The sequence below is a fragment of the Paenibacillus pinihumi DSM 23905 = JCM 16419 genome, assembly GCF_000422505.1.
Classification (GTDB): domain Bacteria; phylum Bacillota; class Bacilli; order Paenibacillales; family Paenibacillaceae; genus Paenibacillus_D; species Paenibacillus_D pinihumi.
In genome coordinates, this window is record NZ_KE383865.1 from 329,664 (window position 1) to 348,449 (window position 18,786).

Here is an 18,786-nt window from a genome sequence, read left to right on the forward strand (position 1 = left end):
TTTTGTTTCTGCTGATTCGGGCGGGCTGATTGTGTTAACCGCATATTTTAATTATTTTTACAGGCAAGGGCTGATAAGAACGGAAAATGGATGGTAGAATAGAGAGATAGCGTGGAGAGTTTACATAGAGAGGAAGTATACAGATGACCATACAAGAAAAAGTCCGCTTGTCCCAATGGGATGCGCTGCTGATTGAAGGGCTTCGGGCTACAGGCCTTAGTAATGAAGAAATGCTGAACAACATCAAGTCAGGCGAACTCCCGCAGGATGAATCCGAATTTCATTTTGATTATCAGATCCTTGCGCAATTGGCTGCAAATGAACCGGAGCTTGTAGAGCGTGCGATTCTGGAAGGCTACCAGATCAAGTACAATACGGTAGGCGGCATCAATTCATGGATTCGGATAACGCTGGGCAAGCAAGCCGAATTTTCCCGCGAGGAAGGCGATTCGGGCGTGAAGGCTTCGCTTACTGAAGAAGAGCGCAACCGTCTGGAGTCGGTTCTGTCTTACGGCTGGAAAATCGTTGAGCTGGGCGAGGGAAGTTATCGGGTTGTTCCGGTGTCTCAGGAGAAATAAAACAAAGATGTGCAAACTCTGAAACGGCAGAAATGCCGTTTTTTTATTTGTCATTTTTGAGTTTCAAACATTCCTGAATTCAAAATTTTGTCGATTTTGCTCATATTATGATGAAAAAACGGAAAATTTTCTCAGCTTAATATTCCTATATTTCCCTATAGGTAGTACAATGGTAGAAAGTGAGGAGTAGATCTTAAGACATAGGTCTATATACATTGTTTTCCTCGCATACATTATCCGGATTCCGGAAGCACCGGATCGAAGCAACGGAACCGTAGTTCACGGAGTGATTAAATTTCTATGGCATATATGATCCCTGAAACACTTCCCAAAAAATGTACTGCTGGTGAGCGGCTATTTTTTAATACGCTTAAAGACCATTTGCCTGATGATTATATTGTCTACTATGAGCCGGAAATCGGTGGTCGCAAGCCGGATTATGTCGTGATTGGCCCAGACATGGGGATGCTCGTACTTGAAATAAAGGATTATACCGAAAGCACACTGTATGAGCTGTATCCAAATGAATGGCGCATATATAATACAAAGGGTGAATTAAATACGGTCAAGAACCCGCTGCATCAAGCTCGGGACAACGCTTTTCGTATTTCAGATAAACTGAAAAAAGATAAAAACTTGCTGCAGACAGGTGCCTATCATGGTCATCTCAAATTCCGCTTTGGTTATGGGGTTGTATTTACTCGCTTAAAGGAGATGCATATCGTCAAGCATGAATTGCATCGTGTCATCGAGCCGCAGTTCATGTTAACGCGTGACGACATTGATGCAGACAATGATACTTTTTCTAATAATGTGCTGATTGAACGCCTGCTTGGAATGTTTACAGTGCCTTTCTATAACAATCAGCTTCTCTCGGATTCAGATATTAAGGCGATTCGTTATCATTTATTTCCGGAAGTACGTATAAGCGCAGAATTCAAGGAACCTGTCTATTACAATGATCAATTGCTGTTGTCCTTACATAATTTACAAGCCATGGACCTGCATCAAGAGGCACTTGCCCGCCAGCTTGGCGACAAAAACCGGCTCATCCGTGGTGTAGCAGGAAGTGGAAAAACACTTATTTTATCTGCCCGTGCCCGTATGCTTGCCAAAGATCATCCGGATTGGAAAATCCTTGTTCTCTGTTATGGCATATCTTTATCTTGTGTGCTGCGGAGCATGATTGACAAAATGATGGAGGAGCCCGAGGACCTGTTTGATTTTGTTCAAATCCACGGTGAGCAGGAGGACGCTGATAGGCTTAAAAAGCACAATATCGAAACGGCTACGTTTCATGAGTGGCTTTGGCATACGATGCGAGTTAAAGATGATGCGATTGATGCATTACTGCAGAAGATTGATCAAAAAGAAGCCATCCTGCCGAAGTACGATGCCATTCTGATTGATGAAGGTCAGGATTTTGAGCCGAATTGGTTGGAGTTATTGAGCAAAGTGCTAAATCCGGATACCCAGTCCCTGTTACTGGTTGAGGATAAAGCACAGAACATTTTCAAACGAAAAACGAGCCTGGCAGCTAGCACCGGACTTGATTTTCGCGGGCGCTCCAAAATTTTAAGCATTAACTATCGCAATACTGCACAAATTGTGAACTTTGCCTGGGATTTTTACCGCACCCATTCAAATTTGCGTGACCGGGTCAAAGAAGGAACAACGGTGGAGGGGGTAGAAATCATCCCGCCCCAAAGTACCAAACGCAAAGGGCCAGAGCCTGTCATTCAAGTTTGTAGGGGGTTTGAAGAGGAAGCGGCCTGGGTATCGGAAAATATCCTCAAATTGAATCAAGAGCATAAGGTGGCTTTTTCTGATATCGCGATATTGTATCGGGTTAAAAACCGTTATTCTTATTCCTATATTGATCAGCTAAAAAAAGAGTTGAACAAAAACGGAATTCCATTCAACTGGTTCGCTGAAAGCAATGCTACCAAACGATCCTATGACAGGGATCAGGCAACTGTGAAAATATCCACTGTTGACAGTTCCAAGGGTTTGGATTTTAAGGCTGTATTTATTGTCAATGTTGAGAGTATGCCTTTTTCATTGGAAGAAAACGTAGAGCAGGAAGTCTCCCGCTTTTATATCGCAATGACCCGTGCCATGTACTGGCTATTCTTAAGCTACAGCAAACCGCAAGGATTTGCAGTATGGTTGCAGGAAAAGTCAGATACAGTAATTGAAGCAGAACAGGGGCATGACAAAAGAGAAGCAAGCCGAGGTTCATAAGTTACTCACCATCCATCGCCATCCCCCAAGGGAAGGCGATTTTTTTATTCCCGACCCTCCACTACAAAATCGCAATTCATATTCAGTTCACATAACGGCCTTAACATTCCCTTATCAACGTTATGGGAGGCACGACAATGACGAACATTAGCAAAAGCGGAACCTCAAAAGGAAGTGGCGAATGGGCGGTAGAAGCTCATGGACTAGTCAAAATATTCGGCAGTCACAGGGCTGTGGATGGCGTAGATTTACAGGTCAAAGCAGGTACGATCTATGGGGTGCTCGGACCGAATGGCGCCGGGAAAACGACAACGATCCGGATGCTGGCGACGCTGCTTGGGGCAGATGCGGGATCAGCAAAAATCTTCGGTCACGACGTTAACAAGGAAGCGCATGTGGTACGCCAGTTAATTGGGGTGACTGGTCAGTATGCTTCAGTAGACGAATCGCTTAGCGCAACAGAGAATCTGGTTATCTTCTCCCGGCTGCTCGGCCTTGGACGCGTCGAGGCCAAACGCAAGGCGGCAGAGCTGCTGGAGGAATTCGGCCTGACAGAGGCGGCGAAGCGTCCGCTGAAAAACTTCTCCGGCGGAATGCGCCGCCGTCTGGACCTGGCTGCAAGCTTAATCGCACAGCCGCCGCTCATTTTCCTGGATGAGCCGACTACCGGGCTGGACCCGCGGACGCGTGCACAAATGTGGGACACAATCCGAAGACTCGTCAAAACGGGATCGACGGTGTTGTTAACAACGCAGTATCTGGATGAAGCCGACCAGCTTGCAGACCGGATCGCCGTTATTGATCACGGCAGAGTTGTAGCTGAAGGTACAGTAGATGAGCTAAAAGCATCTGTCGGCAACACGTCACTGCAATTAAAGATTCAGCACCCGAAAGCGATGGAGGATGCCCGAAAAATTGTGGAGCAGGTGTTGAAGACAAAATCAGCAGTGTCGGCAGAGTCGGCGAAAATTACCGTGCCGCTGGCAAGTGCTGATCGTGTAACGGATCTGCTGACAGCTCTCCGTGCGAACGGAATCGGGCTGGCAGAAATCAACATGCAGAAGCCGACGCTTGACGAGGTGTTTTTGAACATTACCGGACATGGTGTGAAAGAAAGCAAGTCAACGGCATTTTCACAATCTGAGCCATCCAAGGGGGCAGCAATATGAACAGCAACACGATAAATCCGGGACATGCCCGCCAGCAAAAAAAATCTTTTGCCCAGGCAATCCGCAACTCATTAACGATGGCTTACCGGGGATTGCTGAAGATCCGGCGCACTCCGGAGCAATTATTTGACGTTACGCTTCAGCCGATTGTCTTTACCTTGATGTTCGCTTATATTTTTGGCGGCGCCATCTCGGGAAATGTAGAAAATTATTTGCCCGTCATCATTCCGGGCATTCTCGTCCAGACCGTCATTACGAGCTCCATTGTCACCGGAGTCCAGCTCCGTGAAGATATGGATAAAGGGGTGTTTGACCGCTTCAAATCACTTCCGATCGCACGGATTGCGCCTCTGGCTGGCGCATTGCTTGCCGATACGATCCGATATACAATTGCAACAGTACTGACGTTTACAATGGGATATATTCTCGGATACCGTCCTGAAGCCGGAATTGGGTATGTCGCTATTGCTGCGGTTCTGGTCATAGCGTGTGCATGGGCCATCAGCTGGATTTTCGCTTTCTTCGGTGTGATCGCAAGGACGGCTTCAAGCGTACAGGGGATTTCGATGATCATCCTTTTCCCGCTGACCTTCGTCTCCAATGCATTTGTTCCGGTGGATACGATGCCAGGCTGGCTGCAATGGTTCTCCGGCATTAACCCGGTTTCGCATCTGGTCACGGCCGTCCGCAATCTGACGAATACCGGAACAGCTGGCACAGACTTGATTATTACGCTGATCGGGGCTGCTGTTATCGTAGCCATATTTGCGCCGCTGACGGTAAGGGCGTATATGCGGCGGACTTAGTTTTAATCTTTAATATTCAGCCATTATGGAAAAAATAAGGCTCATTTTAAGAATCAGCGATTGACCCCTATAAGTAGCTTTCTCGCAGCGTTGCTTCAGCGTTTCATGTCAACTATCGATTTTGAGCCAAAATAAACTTGAAAAGGCGGTGACCAGAATGACTCGAATATTAGTTGTCGATGACGATCCGCATATTCGTGAATTGATCGGCCACTTTATGCGGCAGGAAGGCCTCGATATCGTAGAGGCTGTAGACGGCCTGGATGCGCTGCGGATCATGGCTGATACGAAGGTCGATCTGGTCATCCTCGATATTATGATGCCCGGCATGGACGGCTGGGAGCTGTGTCGTGAGCTGCGCGAGCAGGGCGATCTCCCGCTGCTCATGCTTACGGCCAAAGGCGATTCGTCCCAAATTGTGAAGGGCTTCTCGCTGGGAACGGATGATTACCTTGTAAAGCCGTTTGACCCCCTGGTGCTGGTGGCCCGTGTCAAAGCATTATTGAAGCGGTACCGGATCATGACCTCCCAGACGGTACAGATCGGAGATGTGACGCTGCGCCGGGATACGTTTGAATGTGAGATTGGCCCACAGGAAATTACATTGCCGCTGAAAGAATTCGAACTACTGTTCAAGCTTGCCAGTTATCCCGGCAAAACCTTTACACGCGATCATTTGATTGAGCATATTTGGGGCTTTGATTACGAAGGCGATGAGAGGACCGTAGATGTCCATATCAAGCGGCTGCGGGAGCGGTTCCCTGAAGAAAAGCATGGCTTTCGGATCAGTACGATCAGGGGGCTCGGTTACCGGCTGGAGCTGCGCTCATGAGAGGGAAGCCAAGTTTTAGCCATATTGTCTGGAACCTGATTTTCATATTTGGAGGACTTCTGCTGTGCTGGGTGGCGGCTTATTATTTGATGGGGTCTGTATATGTATGGATAAAATGGGAGCCGCATGAATTGCTCTCTTTTCTCATCTATGCCGTGCTCGGCTTTATTATTTTCGGAATCTGCATTTTCATAGTCGGCCTTTTTATTAAGCGAAAGGAGCATCAGTTTTGGGCTGAACTGATCGAAGCGCTGCGGCGTATTTCGCAAGGGGACTTTCTCATCCGCATTGACCCGGGTTTTGGAGACAGGCGCGGGAGACATCGTGAGAATCCCCTTTTTCAATTGGTCGACAGCATCAATGATATGGCGGCAAATCTGAAGGAGATGGAAGAGCTGCGACAGGAATTTATATCGAATGTATCGCATGAGATTGGCTCGCCGCTGACGTCAATCAGCGGATTTGCCAAGGCGCTTAAGGACGACCATCTCGACCGGGAGCAACGGAACCGGTATTTAACGATTATTGAAACGGAATGTGTCCGTTTGTCCAAGCTCAGCGATAATCTGCTCAAGCTGGCGATCCTGGATTCGGATCGTAATCCGGTCCATCCCGCCTCTTACCGTCTGGATAAGCAGTTGGTATCGCTTATTCTGGCTTGTGAGCCACAGTGGGAGGGAAAGCAAATCGAGATGGAAGCCGACCTGAAAGAAGTGGAGGTTGTTGCGGATGAGGATATGATGAGCCAGGTCTGGATTAATCTCATTCACAACAGCATCAAGTTCACCCCTGAGGGCGGAACTATACGCATTTCACTCGCCCGCACGCACGATCAGGCAATTGTCCGTGTCGCAGATACAGGTCCGGGGATTGCTGAGCAGGATCTCTTGCGGATTTTTGAACGCTTTTACAAAGCGGATAAATCCCGCAACCGTACAGCCTCTGGCAGCGGACTGGGACTATCTATTGCCTGCAAAATTACCGAGATGCATAGCGGTTCAATTACAGTAAGCAGCAAACCCGGGGAAGGAGCAGAGTTTACGGTTTCGCTTCCGCTGCAAAGAAGCTAAAATGGACAGTAGGAAGTTCAAACGCGGTAAACAGGAAGGAAGCAGTAAATGAAGAAAGTCATTGTAATTGGGGCAGGAATTCTAGGTGCCTCGACAGCTTACCAGTTGGCGAAAATGGGGGCACAAGTCACGATTATAGACCGCAGGGATCAAGGGCAGGCTACAGATGCGGCTGCGGGCATACTCTGTCCCTGGCTGTCCCAGCGGCGGAACCAATCGTGGTACCGGCTTGCGAAGGCTGGCGCGCGTTTTTACCCGGAGCTGATTAGCGGGCTTCAGAGCGAGGGAGAGACAAATACCGGCTATGCCAGGGTTGGTGCGCTAAGCATTCATGAGGATGCGGGCAAAATCGAAAATATGGAAAAGAGGGCACAGCTGCGCCATGCGGATGCGCCTGAGATCGGTGAAATTACCCGGCTTGATCAGCAGGAGACACGTCAACGTTTCCCGTTGCTGGCAGAGGGCTACGAAGCTGTTCATATTAGCGGTGCCGCCCGTGTCGACGGCCGTGCGCTGCGGGATGCGTTGATCCGGTCTGCGCAAAGGCACGGTGCTGTTCTTATTCAGGGTGAAGCCAGAATTGAATACGAGGGAAATCAGGTAACGGGGGCGCTGGTTGGAGCAGAATTCATCCCGGCTGATGAGGTCGTTGTTTGTGCTGGCGCGTGGGCCAGGCAGCTGCTGGAGCATTTGGGCATTCATTTTCAGGTATCCTATCAGAAAGCGCAAATTATTCATTTGCAAGTTCCGGGCAGCGGGGATACAGGCAACTGGCCTGTTGTGATGCCGCCTTCGGATCAATATATGATTGCCTTTGACGAGCAGAGGATCGTGATCGGGGCGACGCATGAAAATGATGTTGAAGGCTATGATACGAGAGCGACAGCAGGCGGAATTCAGGAAGTGCTGAATAAAGGGATGCATTTTGCACCTGAGCTGGCAGAGGGTACTTTTCAGGAAGTGAGAGTCGGTTTCCGTCCGTTTACCCCGGGCTTTTTGCCTGTAATTGGCGCGATTCCCGGCTGGAGCGGCCTTCTGGCTGCGAACGGGCTTGGGGCATCAGGCTTGACGACAGGCCCGTTCATCGGGTATCAGCTTGCAAAGCTGGCACTCGGCATGGAGCCGGATATTGAGATTAACGATTATGATATCCGCAATGCATTAGGGGCAGAATAAACGAATACTTGATTATCATTTAGAAAGTGGACATCCGTTCAAAACGGTTCATGTCCGCTTTTTTTTATTTTCTGTTCTCAATTTTATCCCAAGTCTGACACAAATCTGTCGATGTTCAGCGCCATAATGACTCCAAAGAGTTATAGGACGGGCCGGAGCAGATTGCTACAATTTGAGGTGTCTAAAAATAGACGCAGGGTGGTGAGCGATATGAAACGGAAAATGGTAGCGCTAATCGCGTTGTTCGCGCTTGTGACGATGCTGGCAGCATGCACAAGCCAAAAGCCGGTGGACCTGGACGATGTAGAGGTTAATCTGACCACAGAGCCTGGGACTGTAACAGCCGGAAATCCGGTTCACTTAAAAGCTGCATTCACAGGAATGACGGTACCCGATGAGGCAACGGTTACCTTTGATACGCGGATTGATAATAAGCCGGTCTTGTTTGATGCAACCAATGAAGGAAACGGCGTGTTCACAGCTTCGTTTACATTCCCGGAGAAGGGAATTCAAACCGTCTATGTCCACTTCTATGTGGATGACATTCATCTGACGAAACAGAAATGGGTGGAGGTAAAATGATTACCCGCAGGGTCAAGGTTTGCCTTGGCATCATGTTGCTGTGCCTGTTCATCGCGCACACAGGGACAGTCCATGCGGAACATAAGAAAGCCGATTTGCAAAGGTTGCTGGACCAGGCAAGCCCGGGCGAAACCGTTATTCTGAAGTCCGGGACCTACGATGGCCCCCTTCTCATTAACAAGCCGCTTCACCTGAAAGCGGAGGATGGGGCCGAAGTCATTTTGCTGAACAGTACCGCCCAGCCTGCCTTGACGATTGAGGCTGATCAGGTTACGGTAACCGGCTTGCGCATTGTGGATGTATCTGTGAAAGAGGAGCCATCCATTTTGCTAAAGGGAAATCAGGCTATGCTGGATCGCTTGCATATTCAAACCGGCGCAGCCGGCATTATGGTGCGTGACGCCAATGACGGCAAAATAATGCGTACAACAATCGAGTGGGCGGCGGATGGCGTGAGGATGGCGGATAAAGGCAATGGCATCGACCTGTACAATTCACACCGCATGCACTTGCAAGATAATGCGATCTATGATGTTCACGATGGCATTTATATGGAAAACAGCGATGCGGCCCTCGTTACCGGCAATCGATTTGAACGTTCCCGTTACGGCGTGCACTGCATGTACACCAAAGGGACGGTCATTCAGAATAATACCGGCAATTTGAATATTACTGGCGCCATGATCATGAACGTTCAGCAGGTTACGATGGAGGGCAATACCTTTGCGAAGCAAAGTGAAAATGTGAACTCCCAGGGGATTTTTCTGTATAATGCGAGCGGGTCCGTCATCACAGACAATAGGGTCGAAGGCAACCGGGTCGGGCTGTATGTGGAGCAATCCGCGGATAACCGGCTGGACCGGAATGAGGTGAGCTCCAATTTTATCGGGCTTCAACTGATTAATGCGGCAAGCAACACGGTTGAGGGAAATCTGTTCCTCGGCAACGTAGTGGATGCGCAGGCACGAGGCAGCGAGAGCAATGATTTGTCCGGCAACTACTGGGACAGTTTCTCCGGAATCGATACAGACGGGGACGGGAGGAGCGATATTGCCTATACGATCAACCCGTTTTTTCAGGGCTTGACACAAAAGCGTCCGCCGTTCCAATTGTTTTTTCAGTCGCCGGGCATGGTGTTTCTGGAAGGACTCTATCAGACAGAGAGAGATAAATGGGCCACAGACCGATCTCCCTTAATGGCTCCCCCGAAAGACAGCCTGTCTGAGGACAGGAAACAAGCCGGGTCGGGGACCGGAGTGGCAGGAATTATTTTATTGGCAGGTACGGGTTCATTATTTTACGGGATGAGGAGACGAAAGACATGAGGAAATCAATGGGCATATTGCTGGTCTTGGCGGGTATGATGGTCCTTCTGGCAGCTTGTGGCGGAGAAAAGTACGAGCCGCATGCGATTAACGAAGCGACGGATGTATGTGCAATCTGCAAGATGGCGATCAAGGATGACCAGTATGCGACGCAAATTGTGACCAAGGACGGTCAATCACTCAAGTTCGATGATATCGGCTGTCTGAATACGTGGAAAAAGGAGAACGGAACAGATAATATCGGCGCTGCCTTTGTTCGCGACTATAACAGCAAGCAGTGGCTTCGCTACGAAAAAGCCTATTATGCCTATGATGCTTCCTATAAAACACCGATGGCTTATGGAATCGTATCCTTTGAGAAGGAGGCGGATGCGAAAGCCTTCATCGACGGGCAGGGCAAGGGAACGCTCATGACGGCAGACGAGCTGGCCTCCCATTCCTGGGCGGTAAACCGGGACATGATGGATATGGGCGGCATGGACGGCCATGGACACTCTCATTCGGAAGAAGACGGGCATGGAGGTGGCAAGTCCGGCCATTCAGGCCAGGAAGAAGGACATTCTTCAGGGGATGATCATGGGCAAGCAGAAAATGCCGGAGGCCACGCATCGTGAATTCTTTGCTGCATGTAGCGGCAAGAGAGATGAAAATCGGATTTCGAAATCCGTGGGCCTACTCGTTTATGGCTCTGTTCACACTCTTTATGCTAAGCCTGCTGCTCATTAATGCTCAAGGATATGTGAAAGGATATTCCGGTGTTAGTGGTACGATGCTGAATCTCGTGCTCTATTTATTGCCGCTGATGACGCTAATGCTCGGCTCCTTTTCCTTGACCAGTGAAAAGGAGGAGGGCAACTGGGAGCTGTTGTCGACTTATCCGCTGGGCACAGGCGCATTTCTGACCGGCAAATATATCGGACTGGCTGTCGTGCTTCTGGCGATTGTAGCTCTTGGCTTCGGGGTGTCCGGCACAGCCGGCTGGTTGCTCGGAGAAGGCTTTGAATTTTTAACCTATATACGTCTGTTGATCTTCTCCGTCTGTCTGTCGTTGTTATTTCTGGGCATTGCCATGCTGGTCGGAACGGCGGCCCGCAACCGCTGGCAGGCGCTGACGATGGCGGTGTCGCTCTGGTTTTTTGCTATTATTGCCTGGCCTCCAATTCTGATTGCAACGCTTGGCATGCTGCCTTACGGGTGGATTAAGCCTGCTGTTACCGCTTTGACATTTTTGAATCCGGCGGAGCTGACACGGTTGTTCACTGTGGTCAAGCTCGGCGGAGGGTCTACGCTTGGACCGGAATATTACGATTGGATCATCTGGATACGCGGTCCATGGGGAACACCTGTATTTTTGGCTATCGCCCTGGTATGGGTTGGCATTGCTTTGGCAATTGCTTATCTGATGTGGGAACGGGGGAGAGGACGTGACTGACCCGTTGGTTCGTTTTGAAGCTGTCCATAAGGTCTTTAAAGGAAAAACCGTCATTGGCGAGGTGCATTTGCAAGCGGGGCGGGGCGAGGTTGTGGCTTTATGCGGCGGGAATGGCGCGGGCAAAAGCACCCTGATCCGCATGCTTGCGGGCATCTTGCGCCCGACCCGGGGAACGATCACCGTAGACGGATTGCGGTGGGAGGATGACCGGAAGCGCTATGCTCAGCAAATTGGCTATATGCCGGATGATTACCGCTTTAGCGCGGGGCTTACAGCGTTGGAGACGATGCTGTTCTGGGCCAGACTGCGCGGGCTGGGCAAGAAAGAGGCGCGGGAACTGCTGGCCCGTGTCGGGCTTGAAGATACCGGAACGAAGCCTGTAGCTTCCTTCTCCAAAGGCATGCGGCAGCGGGTATTATTTGCCCAGGTGCTGCTGGCAAAGCCGCCGCTGATTGTAATGGATGAGCCGACGAACGGCCTTGATCCGTTTTGGATGGAAAGCTTTGTACAACATGTCAGGCAGGCTGCTGCCAGCGGTCAAACGGTGTTGTTCTCAACCCATCAGCTTGAGATTGCCGAAGCGCTGGCTGACCGTCTGGTGTTTCTGCGCGATGGGCATGTCGTGCTCAACAGCACCCGGGACGAGCTGTGTGATCAGCAGGGCACTGCCAGCCTGCGCGGCCAATTTGGTGACCTGTTCGGGATTCCCGGAATGATGAACAGTAAGGTGTAGCGGTGCGTTTGCATTAGCAGCGCTTAAAAAGGAGCAGGCGAACAAGCTTGTAAAGCGGGAGGGCGATGATGAAAATGTTCGTTCGGATGAGGTGGTTGCAGGTTGTATTACTGCTTGCATTGGCGGCAGGAGTCGTCTACGCAGTGGCACAAACCGGATTTGAGCCGCGCTCCCGTGCGCTGCCTGGAGATGCGGCTCCACCTTTTGAGCTGACGGATTTATCCGGAGACAAGTTGAAGTTATCGGATCTCAAGGGGCAGGGCGTGCTCCTGAACTTTTGGGCATCCTGGTGCAATCCTTGCGTCAATGAATTGCCTTTGCTGAACGAAGCGTATAAGCTGACAGGTGTGCCAGTACTCGCTATTAATGTAGGTGAGAAGGAAGAAGCAGTCCGTAAATTTGCCGAACGGTATGAGCTGGCGTTCCCGGTACTGCTGGATCGGGAGATGAAGATCAAGCAGCAGTACCGGGTTGCCGGAATGCCGCTCACGCTGCTTGTCGATGCGCAGGGCAAGCTGGTCGCGAGGCATGAGGGCGAATTGACGGAAATGTCCGAGATCATCGGGATGATGGAGCAGATTAAACAGAAATAACAGGTATTATACACTTGAGAGGGCAGGCCTCTTCTATATGATGGAACGGTTCTGAATCTCCCGTATTGTAGCCGCAATTCCTTTCTCAAAGGGAGTTGCAACAATAGGGCCGATCTGGCTGGTGTACTTTTCTCGGCTCAGCGTCAGCGGCTCCTCGGTCAGATACAGCATTTCCACGATTTCTTTTATGACAGGCACGGCTATTCCCAGCAGGGACAGCCCTGTTTTTTTCAACGGAATGACAGGTTTGGATTTGCCGCTGGCGGCTTGGGCAATACGTACGATTTCACGGCCGGAAATTTGTCCCGCCCCTGGAATATTCCAGTTTTGGCCGTATGCAAAGTCTGCCTGGGCGAGTTTGACGATCATGGCGGCAGCGTCCGGCAAGTAGACATATTCACGCGGCACTTTCATGTTGCCGACAAAGAAAGTCATTTTCCCGGCTGCAATCGCTTCAAGCGTGGAACCCAGATAGGACGCTTCATTGGCTGTAGGGCCGTAATAGTCCGGAAGACGGACAATCATCACCTCTGTATTGCTCCAGCGGCTGCTGAAGAGCATATGTTCAAAGGCAAGCCGGACTTTGCCTTTTCTCGTATGCGGCTGCTTGGGATGCTCCTCGGTTACCAGATCCGCTTGTCTTCTGCCGTACGGATAGATGCCGTCCACAGCGACTACCTTGACTGCCAGACGATTTGCCGCTTCCATGATAGACTCGCCCAGTGGAATCAGCTTCGCTTCCATCTCATAATAGGGTACATTTGCACAGTGGAAGAGCACATCCGCTCCGCCAGCTTGGGCAATAATTTGCTCCGGCTTCCAGGCATCCCCGACAGCCAGTGTCAAATGATCAGGATTGCCGAGCTTGCGGGCGATCCGCTCCAGCTTCTCACGAGAACGTCCAAATGCAATTACTGGTTTCCCCTGTCTGACCAGTTCTTCGGTGATGGCTGCACCTGTGCCGCCTGTCGCTCCAACAACCATTGCTTTTTTCATGGAAATCATCCCTCGCTTATAATTTGTTATTGATCAATTACTAATATTATTTTTATCTTAGCAATTAGATAGTGATTAGTCAATAACAAGCTTAAAAAAGAAGAGGAGAACGTTACACGGCTCCTCAGCATTTTCTCAGCTCAAGCATAGATGGTATGATTTTACTGTTGAAAATTAAATTAAATTAAATTTGGGACCTCATTTATGATAGATATATATGAAACATGGCATCAAGTTAATTAACGGGGGAAGGAGGGAAAGATTTGAATACGGATTCACAAGTTATAAAGTATGCTCCCTATAACACAAACGAAAGGTTGCCGAACGGCAACAAATCTGCTTCAGTTAAGAGCTTTTCGTTGAACCCGCAAAAAGACGCTGACCGCGAACTGGTGGAGCGGGCACGCCAAGGAGACCGTGAAGCTTTCAATGAGCTTGTCCGTTCGCATCGGGCACAGGCCTATGGCTGGGCAAACCGGATTGCTAGAGATGCCCATTTGGCGGAGGATATTGTTCAGGATGCCTTGATCCGGGCCTTTTTGCACCTGGGGAGTCTGGTCGATACATCCCGTTTTCTGCCTTGGTTGCAGCGCATTATTCGCAATCAGGCGTACATGAAGCTGCGTCGCGGCGGCCAATTTGGCAAAGAGCAGCCGTTCGCAGGTATTGCTGCAAGTGCTGCTGAGAGGGGGCATCTCTGGCATGATAATGCCATGGATTGGGGGGACATCGACCGCGTTTTGTTCCGGTTGTCCCGTTCTGCTGCAGAAGAGGCCAGACAAGGAGCTGATCCTGCAAAAGGGCTTCTAAGGTATGAACTTCTGGACAACTTACGGATGCTCATGAACAGCTTGAGCAAGCGGGAGCGGCAAATTTTCGAAGCCCATTTCTTCGGGGAGTTGTCCCCTGTGGAAATTGCCGAGTTATTCCAGACAACGACTGCCAATGTATACAATCTGATCTCCCGGTCCCGCGCCAAGGTGCAAAAGGAGCGTATACGCGCCGGCATCCGCATCTATGTTCAGCACCGTAAGGAGTCAGGCAGTAAGCGGGTTCATATTTTGCGCGTTCCAGATTTGTAAAATGAGAGTGCAGAATTGAAGCATGCCCCACCCTTCCCTTAATACCATTCTAAATTCGGAGGCCAGGTATATGAGCGAAAGAGAACAGAAAGACTGGACCAAGACATGGACGTCAGCTGCCGCAGCCGTTCATGGTGCAGTCAGCTATACGGACAAGAAGCACCTTTCACTGGTAGATGTCATGGGAATTACGGGACATGCGTTCCGCATTAATATTGATCCCGAACATATTGATATAGCAGGGCCTACAATGTTCCCCGGCGGTTATTTGTTGAGGCGAAATTTCTGTAATCTGGGGTTTATCAGTAATCTGTCGGATACGGAAAAGCCGTTTACGCCAGATAAGGTCCAAAAGGTGATGGCGCTCATTCAGAATTCAATCGATAAAGGAATTCCTGCTCTCACATTTGATTTATTTACCCCTGAATTTGGACTAATATACGGATACGATGATGATCAGCAAATTTTTTATGCCAAGGATGTCTCCCGTGACGGCACAGTTCCGTATACAGAATTCGTGGAGAAACGGGACATGCTCTGGGTAACTACGATTAGCGAGAGTTTGCCGCATTCTAAATATGAAACACTCCGCATGGCGCTCGATATGATTGTTGAACATTCCAGAGGGAGAGAATGGCAACATGTTTTTGAAGGGAAATATAGCATCGGATTGGCGGGCTATGACGCCTGGAGATCCTGCATGGAGAGGAGGGGGGCTGATCCTTTCGGCAATGCGTATAACATCGCTGTTGTCAGTGATGCACGGGAGTATGCGGAGCGGTTTTTGCAAGAGCTTGCGATTCATTGGAATGGAGAAAATATCGTAGAAAGGACCGTGCGCAAGCTGTCTTCGGAGGCTGCTGTACATTATGGAAAAGCGGCAGCCGCATTGGTTGAGATGCGAGAGATGTTTCCGTTTCCCCAGGGCGGACAGCCGGACGACCCGAATATAGCTGATCGTGCCGCAGAGCTATTGCGCAATGCGAAGGATGCTGAAGTGAAGGGCATTGAAGTTTTGGAAAGACTCCTTGATTTTATGAAGGCGTATTGGTCGGAACAATGGATTAACTGAATCAATTGCAAGCAGAGGACGAATCATCTGGGTTGTTTTCCCCGCCCATCAGCTCTTTTGTAATGAAGGAGACGCAGGCCGTCTCCTTATGACCCTTTCATTCAAACCGTTTGCTGCTTATGATACCGGAATCCGCTGGCCGGTTCTTCATAGACCGATTTCTCTTGAATCGTCCGGGAAGGGTGACAGCCATGAAAGTTTGGAAGAGCATTCTCAAACCAGAAGTCCGGCAAAACATGATACAATTCATTAAGAGGTGATGAGCGGTGGAAGACCGGTATCATGAAAAAGAACATGCGCGTGAAGCACCGGGCATCATTGTCTGCAGGAGAGCAGAGTGCTACGACCCGTTCCAGCGGAAGGGCAAGCGGATGCTGTTCACCAGCCATACGATACTGGCTGTTAGCGCAGGGGCAGGGGTTATCCGTGTAGGCATGAACAGACTGGAAGTAACTGTCGGCTGGTTCCTGCTGCTTCCTCCCGGAAGCGGCTTGGAGCTGGAGCAGGTTGGAACGGGGATGAAGCTGGAATGGTATGTGTTTTCCTTTGATCTGCAGGCTGTACAAGGCGAAAATGAAGCTCAGCTATACTGGCCAGCCTGCGCCTTCCGCAGTACGGAGGAATTCCTTCAGCGCCCGGTATCCGAACTGTGCATGCAGTGGCCGCGCCGGCATGAGGGTCTTGCCGGGGAGCTGAGATTTCAGGGAACCTTTAACCTGTGGCTTGCTGATCTATGGACATATATGAACAACGATGAGTTCAAGCAGATAGAATGGATACAGCTTGAATCGGATCTGGATCGCGTAACAGCGTATATCCATAAGCATTATGAGCAAAAAATTACCCGTCAGGATGGCGTACACCTGTCCGGATTGAGTGCACGAACCTTTACAAGCAAATTCAAACAGCGCAATCATGTCACCTTCAATGAATACGTCAACCGTGTGCGGATGAACAAGGCGATTGAAAAGCTGCTGCTAACCTCCTCCCCGTTAAGCGAGATCGCCAGGCAGGTGGGGTATGCAGATGAATTTTATTTAAGCCGGAAGTTTAAGCAGGCGACAGGCTTATCTCCTACTGCCTATGTCAGGAAGCCAAAGCGTTATGCTTCGCTGGATCATGCTTATACGATTGATTTGCTGACACTGGGGGTAATGCCTTGTGCAGCTGTGACAAACGAATGGGTCAGCACCCGTTTTAATCTGCCGCGCCGCGCAGATGTGTGCGAGCAGTTGTCTTGGTCCATCAAGCACGAACATCAGCTTAATGTGCTGCGAACCGTCCAGCCGGATGTCATTATTGCCCCGGCAATGGGAATTATGGAACGGGATGATTTACAGCGCATTGCCCCTGTGATTGAGCTGCCCTGGCAAGGGATCGGGTGGCGGCAGCATTTTGCCATGGTAGCGGAGATCACCGGAAGGACAAAACTGGCAAGAGAGTGGATCGATGCTTTCGATGATAAAGTGGGCAAGGTCCGTTTGGAGCTGGCCAGTCGAATGGGACGACAGGAGACAGTCGCGCTTCTTAATGTGCGTGCGGATTACCTGCTTGTGTATGCATCCGGATATATGGGCTCTGATCTATTGTATGATTCGCTCGGCTTTGCGCCGCCGCCGTTTGTGGCGGATATGCGCCGAAAGCGGGTGGAAAATCTGTTTATTACGGAAGAGCAGCTTTCATTCATTGATGCGGACTACATTTTTATTGTGGTGGAAGAGAATACCCAGGCACGATTAAGGTCTGTTGAGATTGATCAGCTGGTACAAAGAAATGCTGCCCGAAATAAACAAATCTATAAGTTGAATATGGGTAAATGGTATGGTTACGCACCAGCTGCACTGGAAGCTCAGCTGGATGAGGTCATCCTGCATATGCTGGATAGCCGCACGTTAAGAACGGAATGAAGAGGTTGGACCGCCGCCGTGTGACTGGTATCGCGCGCCGGGAGTTGCGTAAGATCTGCCCAAAAATCCAAATCTCCGGTACCATTATGACATGTGCAAGCAGGAGCAACCCTGCTAAAATGACAAATGATAATGATAATCAACTGAGATGAGGTAGAAGGATGAAGGGGAAATGGCAGGGAGCGACTACAGTGTTCCTGGTATTGGCTATTATGCTGATAGTAGGTGCTTGCGCGAATTCGAAACAACAAGAAGGTCAGCAGGGCAACGGAGCTGAGGGTACAGCCGGACAAACAGAGACGACGGCACAGGCTTCAGAAGATGAAACGGCAACGACGAGGGAATATACACATATGGCAGGTACATCGGTTATCCCTGTCAAGCCGCAGCGGGTTGTAACGGACTGGTATTACGGACAGTTGGTTGCACTGGGATTGAAGCCGGTCGGCACGGATGATTACGTATGGAAGAACCATCCTTTCATTGAGCAGGCTGGGACCGAGAGTATCGGAGGTTCTATGGAAAAAATCATCGAGTTGAAGCCGGACCTGATTATTTCATGGGGTGCGGATAAATATGAGCAATATTCAAAGATTGCACCTGCTGTTCCGCTGGAGCTTAGCGAGGGACCTGTTGAGAGTGTGCGCACGTTTGGAGATCTTTTGGGCAGACAGAAGGAAGCAGAGGATTGGATCAAAGCCTTTGAAGCTACCGGAGAAGCAGCGCGCCAACGGCTTGCGGACAAGATCAGCCCGGATGAAACATTTACAATTTTCACTGTATTTAAAAAAGAATTGAAAGTATACGGCTTTGTTAATATGGGCGGGTATCCTTTATATGAAGTACTGAAAGTAAAAGCTGCGCCGAAGGTCGAAGAAATATTCCGAAACTCAAAAGAGTGGAACAAAACGATATCTTTCGAAGCGGTGCCGGAATTTGCCGGAGATCATATTATTCTGACGGTATATGATCCGAATGATGAGGGAGGCGAAACCCTCAAGCAGCTGCAGCAGAGCGAAGTTTGGAAAAGTCTGGATGCTGTTAAAAATGAACGTGTACATGTGGTCAAATTCAACGATTTGTATAATGATGACCCGGTTGCCGTTCAGCATCAGGTCGATCTGCTGGCAGACCTTATTTTAAAGGAAAATAACCAACAAAAATAGTTGTAGTTCAATAATAAGATGCA

The 18,786-nt window shown here is 49.7% G+C and carries 18 protein-coding genes; 17 read left to right on the forward strand and 1 reads right to left on the reverse strand.

All coding sequences use genetic code 11. From position 1 onward, the window contains the following. The first annotated feature begins 143 nt into the window (after positions 1–143). The 13 genes from H583_RS0121760 to H583_RS0121820 all read left to right on the forward strand — a co-directional run bounded on the left by H583_RS0121760 (position 144) and on the right by H583_RS0121820 (position 12,540). Positions 144–578 (forward strand): hypothetical protein, encoded by a 435-nt coding sequence (locus H583_RS0121760; protein WP_028562316.1) that lies wholly within the window; start codon positions 144–146, stop codon positions 576–578. Between the two features lie 300 nt (positions 579–878). Continuing rightward, positions 879–2,822: a 3'-5' exonuclease gene (locus tag H583_RS33865; RefSeq protein ID WP_051236819.1), complete on the forward strand. Its 1,944-nt coding sequence runs from the start codon at positions 879–881 to the stop codon at positions 2,820–2,822. Between the two features lie 137 nt (positions 2,823–2,959). Next, a complete protein-coding gene (locus H583_RS0121770) occupies positions 2,960–3,991 on the forward strand; it encodes an ATP-binding cassette domain-containing protein (protein ID WP_028562317.1) in 1,032 nt (343 codons plus the stop codon). Continuing rightward, on the forward strand, positions 3,988–4,797 hold the full coding sequence (locus tag H583_RS0121775; RefSeq protein ID WP_028562318.1) for an ABC transporter permease: 810 nt from the start codon (positions 3,988–3,990) through the stop codon (positions 4,795–4,797). Before H583_RS0121770 ends, H583_RS0121775 begins: the two co-directional genes overlap by 4 nt. A gap of 157 nt (positions 4,798–4,954) precedes the next feature. Beyond that, on the forward strand, positions 4,955–5,629 hold the full coding sequence (locus tag H583_RS0121780) for a response regulator transcription factor (protein ID WP_028562319.1): 675 nt from the start codon (positions 4,955–4,957) through the stop codon (positions 5,627–5,629). Beyond that, on the forward strand, positions 5,626–6,699 hold the full coding sequence (locus H583_RS0121785) for a sensor histidine kinase (RefSeq protein WP_051236821.1): 1,074 nt from the start codon (positions 5,626–5,628) through the stop codon (positions 6,697–6,699). The genes H583_RS0121780 and H583_RS0121785 overlap by 4 nt, the downstream gene beginning before the upstream one ends. A 48-nt stretch (positions 6,700–6,747) precedes the next feature. Then, positions 6,748–7,875 (forward strand): NAD(P)/FAD-dependent oxidoreductase, encoded by a 1,128-nt coding sequence (locus H583_RS0121790; protein WP_028562321.1) that lies wholly within the window; start codon positions 6,748–6,750, stop codon positions 7,873–7,875. A 210-nt stretch (positions 7,876–8,085) separates the two neighbouring features. Further along, on the forward strand, positions 8,086–8,457 hold the full coding sequence (locus H583_RS0121795; RefSeq protein WP_028562322.1) for a hypothetical protein: 372 nt from the start codon (positions 8,086–8,088) through the stop codon (positions 8,455–8,457). Beyond that, positions 8,454–9,782 (forward strand): right-handed parallel beta-helix repeat-containing protein, encoded by a 1,329-nt coding sequence (locus H583_RS0121800; protein ID WP_081667429.1) that lies wholly within the window; start codon positions 8,454–8,456, stop codon positions 9,780–9,782. The genes H583_RS0121795 and H583_RS0121800 overlap by 4 nt, the downstream gene beginning before the upstream one ends. Beyond that, a complete protein-coding gene (locus H583_RS33870) occupies positions 9,779–10,396 on the forward strand; it encodes a nitrous oxide reductase accessory protein NosL (protein ID WP_051236823.1) in 618 nt (205 codons plus the stop codon). The genes H583_RS0121800 and H583_RS33870 overlap by 4 nt, the downstream gene beginning before the upstream one ends. A gap of 29 nt (positions 10,397–10,425) precedes the next feature. Next, positions 10,426–11,214, forward strand: a complete 789-nt coding sequence (locus tag H583_RS0121810) for an ABC transporter permease (RefSeq protein ID WP_036710739.1) — start codon at positions 10,426–10,428, stop codon at positions 11,212–11,214. Further along, positions 11,207–11,947, forward strand: coding sequence for an ABC transporter ATP-binding protein (locus H583_RS0121815; protein WP_028562325.1), 741 nt, complete (start codon positions 11,207–11,209; stop codon positions 11,945–11,947). Before H583_RS0121810 ends, H583_RS0121815 begins: the two co-directional genes overlap by 8 nt. Before the next feature lie 68 nt (positions 11,948–12,015). After that, on the forward strand, positions 12,016–12,540 hold the full coding sequence (locus tag H583_RS0121820; protein ID WP_028562326.1) for a redoxin domain-containing protein: 525 nt from the start codon (positions 12,016–12,018) through the stop codon (positions 12,538–12,540). Positions 12,541–12,573: 33 nt separating this feature from the next. Here H583_RS0121820 and H583_RS0121825 read toward each other — a convergent pair whose 3' ends face one another. Beyond that, positions 12,574–13,536: an SDR family NAD(P)-dependent oxidoreductase gene (locus H583_RS0121825; protein WP_028562327.1), complete on the reverse strand. Its 963-nt coding sequence runs from the start codon at positions 13,534–13,536 to the stop codon at positions 12,574–12,576. A gap of 263 nt (positions 13,537–13,799) precedes the next feature. On the opposite strand from H583_RS0121825, the gene H583_RS33875 reads away from it, so the two are divergent. The 4 genes from H583_RS33875 (at position 13,800) to H583_RS0121850 (ending at position 18,763) form a co-directional block, all read left to right on the forward strand. Further along, positions 13,800–14,618: an RNA polymerase sigma factor gene (locus tag H583_RS33875; protein WP_051236825.1), complete on the forward strand. Its 819-nt coding sequence runs from the start codon at positions 13,800–13,802 to the stop codon at positions 14,616–14,618. A gap of 70 nt (positions 14,619–14,688) precedes the next feature. Beyond that, positions 14,689–15,690, forward strand: coding sequence for a hypothetical protein (locus H583_RS0121835; RefSeq protein ID WP_028562328.1), 1,002 nt, complete (start codon positions 14,689–14,691; stop codon positions 15,688–15,690). A 266-nt stretch (positions 15,691–15,956) separates the two neighbouring features. Continuing rightward, positions 15,957–17,597, forward strand: coding sequence for a helix-turn-helix domain-containing protein (locus H583_RS0121845; protein ID WP_028562329.1), 1,641 nt, complete (start codon positions 15,957–15,959; stop codon positions 17,595–17,597). Between the two features lie 161 nt (positions 17,598–17,758). Further along, positions 17,759–18,763 (forward strand): ABC transporter substrate-binding protein, encoded by a 1,005-nt coding sequence (locus tag H583_RS0121850; RefSeq protein WP_028562330.1) that lies wholly within the window; start codon positions 17,759–17,761, stop codon positions 18,761–18,763. Positions 18,764–18,786: the final 23 nt, after the last annotated feature.

Bases quoted from the DNA above. Each gene is read 5' to 3' on its own strand.
- H583_RS0121790 (WP_028562321.1), top strand. From the start codon at position 6,748: ATGAAGAAAGTCATTGTAATTGGGGCAGGAATTCTAGGTGCCTCGACA.
- H583_RS33865 (WP_051236819.1), top strand. From the start codon at position 879: ATGGCATATATGATCCCTGAAACACTTCCCAAAAAATGTACTGCTGGT.
- H583_RS33870 (WP_051236823.1), top strand. From the start codon at position 9,779: ATGAGGAAATCAATGGGCATATTGCTGGTCTTGGCGGGTATGATGGTC.
- H583_RS0121800 (WP_081667429.1), top strand. From the start codon at position 8,454: ATGATTACCCGCAGGGTCAAGGTTTGCCTTGGCATCATGTTGCTGTGC.
- H583_RS0121770 (WP_028562317.1), top strand. From the start codon at position 2,960: ATGACGAACATTAGCAAAAGCGGAACCTCAAAAGGAAGTGGCGAATGG.
- H583_RS0121825 (WP_028562327.1), bottom strand. From the start codon at position 13,536: ATGAAAAAAGCAATGGTTGTTGGAGCGACAGGCGGCACAGGTGCAGCC.
- H583_RS0121785 (WP_051236821.1), top strand. From the start codon at position 5,626: ATGAGAGGGAAGCCAAGTTTTAGCCATATTGTCTGGAACCTGATTTTC.
- H583_RS0121760 (WP_028562316.1), top strand. From the start codon at position 144: ATGACCATACAAGAAAAAGTCCGCTTGTCCCAATGGGATGCGCTGCTG.
- H583_RS0121835 (WP_028562328.1), top strand. From the start codon at position 14,689: ATGAGCGAAAGAGAACAGAAAGACTGGACCAAGACATGGACGTCAGCT.
- H583_RS0121780 (WP_028562319.1), top strand. From the start codon at position 4,955: ATGACTCGAATATTAGTTGTCGATGACGATCCGCATATTCGTGAATTG.
- H583_RS0121810 (WP_036710739.1), top strand. From the start codon at position 10,426: ATGAAAATCGGATTTCGAAATCCGTGGGCCTACTCGTTTATGGCTCTG.
- H583_RS0121820 (WP_028562326.1), top strand. From the start codon at position 12,016: ATGAAAATGTTCGTTCGGATGAGGTGGTTGCAGGTTGTATTACTGCTT.
- H583_RS0121850 (WP_028562330.1), top strand. From the start codon at position 17,759: ATGAAGGGGAAATGGCAGGGAGCGACTACAGTGTTCCTGGTATTGGCT.
- H583_RS0121795 (WP_028562322.1), top strand. From the start codon at position 8,086: ATGAAACGGAAAATGGTAGCGCTAATCGCGTTGTTCGCGCTTGTGACG.
- H583_RS0121775 (WP_028562318.1), top strand. From the start codon at position 3,988: ATGAACAGCAACACGATAAATCCGGGACATGCCCGCCAGCAAAAAAAA.